Genomic DNA, 1,036 nt, shown 5'->3' on the forward strand with positions numbered 1-1,036 from the left:
CTTCCGAGCAGGTCAGATGGAGATGCGGGGTGCCGCCCCGGAGGCCGTCGGCCGCCTCCCAGTCGTACACGGTCAGGTGCGACACCGCGACGGCGCCGGGGAGCCCCGAGAAGCCCGCGGCCACGCCTGTACTTGTCTCTGTGTCTGCGGATGAGCCGGTGCGGGACGTCGTCAACACTCCCCTTCGGAGCCAGCCGAGCAAGCGCTTTCTGTCGAACGTAGATCCGCCCCGTGCCCGTGTCAACGGCGGGTGTGGGATTCTCAACTCAGCCTGGAACCACAGCGGTCCCGGGGGCGTCCCCCCATGCGGTCGCGTTCGCGCGGGCGACCGCGAGCTTGCTGAAGAGGAACGCGCCCCGCTGCGGTACGGCGGCGAGCGAGGTGCGGATCATGCCCGAGCTGTACTCCGAGCCGACGACGAGCACACCGAAGACCACCATCGCCAGCTGCCCGAGGATCATCCCGGAGAAGCTGACGAAGGTCGGGTCGAAGGTGCCGCGCTCGGCCTGCGACAGATCGTCGAACGTGGAGCTGAGCAGCGCCGACAGGGCGACACCCATGGCCACGGTGACGATGAACGCGACCGCGAGGGTCCAGATCGTGGAGGAGACCGTACGGATCTTGGTCCACTCCGACTGGAGGACCGCTGGTACCGATGCCATGGGTCAGGCTCCCTTGCCCTGGTTGTCGTGCTGCCCCCACCCGGGACCCGGGGCGGCGGCCGCGGCCGCGGGGGCCGCCGGGCCCGTGCCGGGGGCGGAGTGGGCGTGGTACTCGACCGACTCGGCCGTCATCTGCATGAACGCCTCCTCCAGCGAGGCGCGTTGGGAACTCAGCTCGTGCAGTACGAGTCCGTGCCGGGCGGCCAGCTCACCGATCTCCTCGGAGGTGGAGCCGTCGATCTCCAGCGCACCGTCGCCGGCCTCGACGACGGTGAAACCGCCCTCGTGGAGCGCGTCACGGATCTGCTCCTGCTGCGGCGAGCGGAGCCGTACGAAACTGCGCGAGTTCGTCTGGATGAAATCCGCCATCGAGG

General features: G+C 69.4%; 1 protein-coding gene and 1 pseudogene. Both read right to left on the reverse strand.

Going from position 1 to position 1,036, the window contains the following annotated elements; all coding sequences use genetic code 11:
- Positions 1 to 266: 266 nt before the first annotated feature.
- Entirely contained in the window at positions 267 to 662 is a 396-nt protein-coding gene (locus ACFXKA_RS43400) for a hypothetical protein (RefSeq protein WP_379431969.1), read from the reverse strand.
- A gap of 3 nt (positions 663 to 665) precedes the next feature.
- Positions 666 to 1,036: pseudogene (locus ACFXKA_RS43405) on the reverse strand (ABC transporter ATP-binding protein); the annotation flags it as partial.

The sequence above is a fragment of the Nocardia sp. NPDC059228 genome, from assembly GCF_042754245.1.
Taxonomy (GTDB): domain Bacteria; phylum Actinomycetota; class Actinomycetes; order Mycobacteriales; family Mycobacteriaceae; genus Nocardia.